General features: G+C 65.5%; 5 protein-coding genes. All 5 read left to right on the plus strand.

Annotated elements, in window-relative coordinates; all coding sequences use genetic code 11:
* Positions 1 to 1,005, plus strand: a 1,005-nt coding sequence (locus tag VGH54_RS00315) for a transketolase-like TK C-terminal-containing protein (RefSeq protein WP_414688603.1), incomplete at its 5' end; no start/stop codon positions are given.
* Between the two features lie 50 nt (positions 1,006 to 1,055).
* Positions 1,056 to 2,354 carry a PucR family transcriptional regulator gene (locus VGH54_RS00320; protein WP_331509951.1) on the plus strand — a complete coding sequence of 433 codons (1,299 nt, stop codon included), beginning with the start codon at positions 1,056 to 1,058 and terminating at the stop codon, positions 2,352 to 2,354.
* A gap of 128 nt (positions 2,355 to 2,482) precedes the next feature.
* Positions 2,483 to 3,391 carry an ACP S-malonyltransferase gene (locus VGH54_RS00325; RefSeq protein WP_331509952.1) on the plus strand — a complete coding sequence of 303 codons (909 nt, stop codon included), beginning with the start codon at positions 2,483 to 2,485 and terminating at the stop codon, positions 3,389 to 3,391.
* A gap of 102 nt (positions 3,392 to 3,493) precedes the next feature.
* On the plus strand, positions 3,494 to 3,817 hold the full coding sequence (gene acpM, locus VGH54_RS00330) for a meromycolate extension acyl carrier protein AcpM (RefSeq protein ID WP_325690044.1): 324 nt from the start codon (positions 3,494 to 3,496) through the stop codon (positions 3,815 to 3,817).
* On the plus strand, positions 3,814 to 4,012 hold a 199-nt coding region (locus tag VGH54_RS00335), incomplete at its 3' end, for a beta-ketoacyl synthase N-terminal-like domain-containing protein (protein WP_331509953.1). The genes acpM and VGH54_RS00335, both read left to right, overlap by 4 nt.

A 4,012-nucleotide genomic window follows, 5' to 3' on the forward strand; every position in this document is an offset into this window, starting at 1 on the left:
CAGATCCTGCACGAAGGCATCAACGAGGCCGGGTCGGTCGCCTCGTTCACGGCGGTCGGGACGTCGTATTCGACTCACAACGAACCGATGATCCCGATCTACATCTTCTATTCGATGTTCGGCTTCCAGCGGACCGGCGACGGGCTGTGGGCCGCCGCCGATCAGATGGCGCGCGGCTTCCTGCTCGGCGCCACTGCCGGACGCACCACGCTGACCGGCGAAGGGCTGCAGCACGCCGACGGTCAGTCACTGCTGCTGGCGGCCACCAACCCGGCGGTGCTCTCCTACGACCCGGCCTTCGCCTTCGAGATCGCCTACATCATCGAAGGCGGCCTAGCCCGGATGTATGGCGAGAATGCGGAGAACGTCTTCTACTACCTCACCATCTACAACGAGCCGTACGTGCAGCCACCGGAGCCGGAGAACTTCGACCCCGAGGGCGTGCTGCGGGGCATTTACCGGTACCAGCCAGCCAGCGCAAGCCGCACCAGCACCGCCGACATCCTGGCATCCGGTGTCGCCATGCCCGCGGCGTTGCGGGCATCCGAAATGCTGGCCGCCGAATGGGATGTCGCCGCCGACGTATGGTCGGTGACGAGTTGGAGCGAGCTCAACCGCGACGGCGTCGCTATGCAGAAGGAACGACTGCGGCACCCCGACCGGACCCCCGGCGAGGCTTACGTCACGCAAGCCCTGTCGACATCGACGGGCCCGTTCATCGCCGTCTCGGACTGGATGCGCGCGGTGCCCGAACAGATCCGGCCATGGGTCCCGGGCAGCTACGTCACGCTGGGCACCGACGGGTTCGGCTTTTCCGACACCCGGCCGGCCGCGCGCCGATTCTTCAACACCGACGCCGAATCCCAGGTCGTCGCGGTGCTGGAGGCGCTGGCACGCGACGGTCAGATCGACCCGTCGGTGCCGGTGGCGGCGGCGCGGCAGTACCGAATCGACGACGTGCAGGCCGCGCCGGCGCAGACCTCCGACCCAGGACCGGGCGCCTGAGCCGCGTGCCTTTGGCGGAAACATCCAGAAAATCAGCGTAGCTTTTAGGGATGCCCGACAAGCAATCTCCGAAGCCGCGGACGACGGTGGATCTGCTGGACAGCGTTCCGGAGTCGTTACTCCGGGCGTTGAAGCAGTATTCCGGTCGGTTGTCCACCGAGGCGGTGAGCGCCATGCAGGAGCGGTTGCCGTTCTTCGCCGAGCTGGAAGCCTCCCAGCGGGCCAGCGTGGCGTTGGTTGTGCAGACCGCCGTCGTGAACTTCGTCGAGTGGTTGAAAGATCCCAGCAGCAACGTCAACTACACCGCGCGGGCCTTCGAACTGATGCCGCAGGATCTGACCCGACGCATCGCACTGCGCCACTCGGTGGAGATGGTGCGCTTCACCATGGAGTTCTTCGAAGAGGTGGTCCCGCTGCTGGCCCGCTCTGACGAACAGTTGACCGCCTTGATGATCGGGATTCTCAAATACAGCCGCGACCTGGCCTTCAGTGCCGCCACTGCCTACGCCGACGCCGCCGAGGCCCGCGGAAGCTGGGACAGTCGAATGGAGGCCAGCGTCGTCGACGCCGTGGTGCGCGGCGACACCGGTCCTGAACTGCTGTCCCGGGCCGCCGCCCTGAACTGGGATACCACCGCGCCGGCGACGGTGGTGGTGGGAACCGCACCACCGGGCCGAGAAGATCGCGCCAGCCAAGACGTGCGAGATATCGCGGCACGGCATGGCCGCGCGGCGCTCATTGACGTACACGGGACATACCTGGTGGCGATCGTGTCCGGCCAGTTGACGCCGACCGAGAAGGTGCTCGGTGACCTGCTGGACACGTTCTCGGACGGCCCGGTGGTGATCGGCCCGACGGCACCGATGCTGACCGCCGCCTATCACAGCGCCAGCGAGGCGATCTCCGGGATGAACGCCGTGGCCGGCTGGCGGGGTGCACCGCGGCCCGTCCTGGCACGCGAGCTGCTGCCCGAGCGGGCGCTGATGGGCGATGCGTCGGCCATCGCGGCGTTGCACACCGACGTGATGCGGCCGCTCGCCGACGCCGGTCCCACCCTCACCGAGACGCTGGATGCCTACCTCGACTGCGGCGGCGCGATCGAGGCCTGCGCCCGCAAGTTGTTCGTTCATCCAAACACCGTGCGTTACCGACTCCGGCGTATCGCCGACTTCACCGGACGCGACCCCACCCTTCCGCGCGACGCTTACGTCCTTAGGGTGGCCGCGACCGTGGGCCACCTGACATACCAGGCCCAGCAGTCCAGCACCGCTAGCAACATCGTGACGCCGGTCACGCCGTCGGTGGAAAAGGACCTGGTTGCGCCTTCTGGGACCGCCGAAGCCGGATGACAGATTGCGGCAAGATCTCAATCACGTCGCATCGCGTACTGTTTTGTGGAGTTCCCACAAAAACCTAAGACAAGGTTCATAATCTGTTACACCGTGCAAAGACGTCTTCACAGTGTTCCCTTAAGAATGTGATTGCACTGCTCGCGCCCGGACAAGGGTCGCAGACCGAGGGGATGCTGTCGTCGTGGCTGGAACTGCCCGGCGCCGCGGACCGGCTGACGTCGTGGTCGACGGCCAGCGGCCTGGACCTTTCCCGGCTGGGCACCACTGCCTCGACCGAGGAAATCACCGACACCGCGATCGCCCAGCCGTTGATCGTCGCGGCCACACTGCTTGCCTACCAGGAGCTGACAACACGTGGACTGCTCGCCGATAACGAGGTCGTCGTCGCCGGCCACTCGGTTGGTGAAATCGCCGCCTACGCGATCGCCGGAGTGATCTCCGCCGATGACGCCGTCGCGCTGGCCGCCACCCGCGGTGCGGAGATGGCCAAGGCCTGCGCCAACGAGCCGACCGGCATGTCCGCCGTTCTCGGCGGCGACGAGAACGAGGTGCTCGCGCGCCTCGAACAGCTCGACCTCGTCGCGGCCAACCGCAACGCCGCCGGCCAGATCGTGGCCGCCGGTCGGCTGAGCGCGCTGGACAAGCTCGCCGAAGACCCGCCAGAGAAGGCCCGGGTCCGCGCACTGGGCGTCGCCGGCGCCTTCCACACCGAGTTCATGGCCTCGGCCCTCGATGGTTACGCCGCCGCGGTGCAGAACGTGGCGACCTCCGAGCCGACCGCCGTTCTGTTGTCCAACCGCGACGGCCGACCGGTGAGCTCGGCCGCCGATGCAATGGAGAAGCTTGTCGCACAGCTGACCCGGCCGGTGCGCTGGGACCTGTGCTCCGAAACTCTGCGTCAGCGCGGTGTCACCGCGATCGTCGAGTTCCCACCGGCAGGGGCTTTGTCCGGCATCGCCAAACGTGAACTCCGCGGGGTTCCGACGCGTGCCGTCAAGACTCCCGCAGACCTGGATGGTTTGACAGAGCTGTAAACCGTTGGCTCCCAGGCTAAATCGTCAAACTAGTTCGCTACTACAACCGCATAACGCACGTTAAGTCAGCAGTACACAACATATTACGAAGGGAAACACATCGTGTCCGTCAGCCAGGAAGAAATCATCGCCGGTATCGCCGAGATCATCGAAGAGGTCACCGGTATCGAGCCGTCGGAGATCACCCCGGAGAAGTCGTTTGTCGACGACCTCGACATCGACTCGCTGTCGATGGTGGAGATCGCCGTGCAGACCGAGGACAAGTACGGCGTGAAGATCCCCGACGAGGACCTCGCCGGTCTGCGCACCGTCGGTGACGTCGTCAACTACATCCAGAAGCTCGAGGAAGAGAACCCCGAGGCCGCTCAGGCGCTGCGCGCGAAGTTCGAGTCGGAGGGTTCGAAGCAGGAAGCCGACAGCAAGTGACCAAACCTTCCACTGCTAACGGCGGTTACCCCAATGTTGTGGTAACCGCCGTCACGGCGACGACTTCGATCTCGCCGGACATCGAAGGCACGTGGAAGGGTTTGCTGGCCGGCGAGAGCGGCATCCGCGTGCTCGAAGACGAGTTCGTCACCAAGTGGGACCTGCAAGTCAAAATTGGCGGGCACCTCAAGGAAT

Source organism: Mycobacterium sp. (assembly GCF_036488105.1).
Lineage (GTDB): Bacteria > Actinomycetota > Actinomycetes > Mycobacteriales > Mycobacteriaceae > Mycobacterium.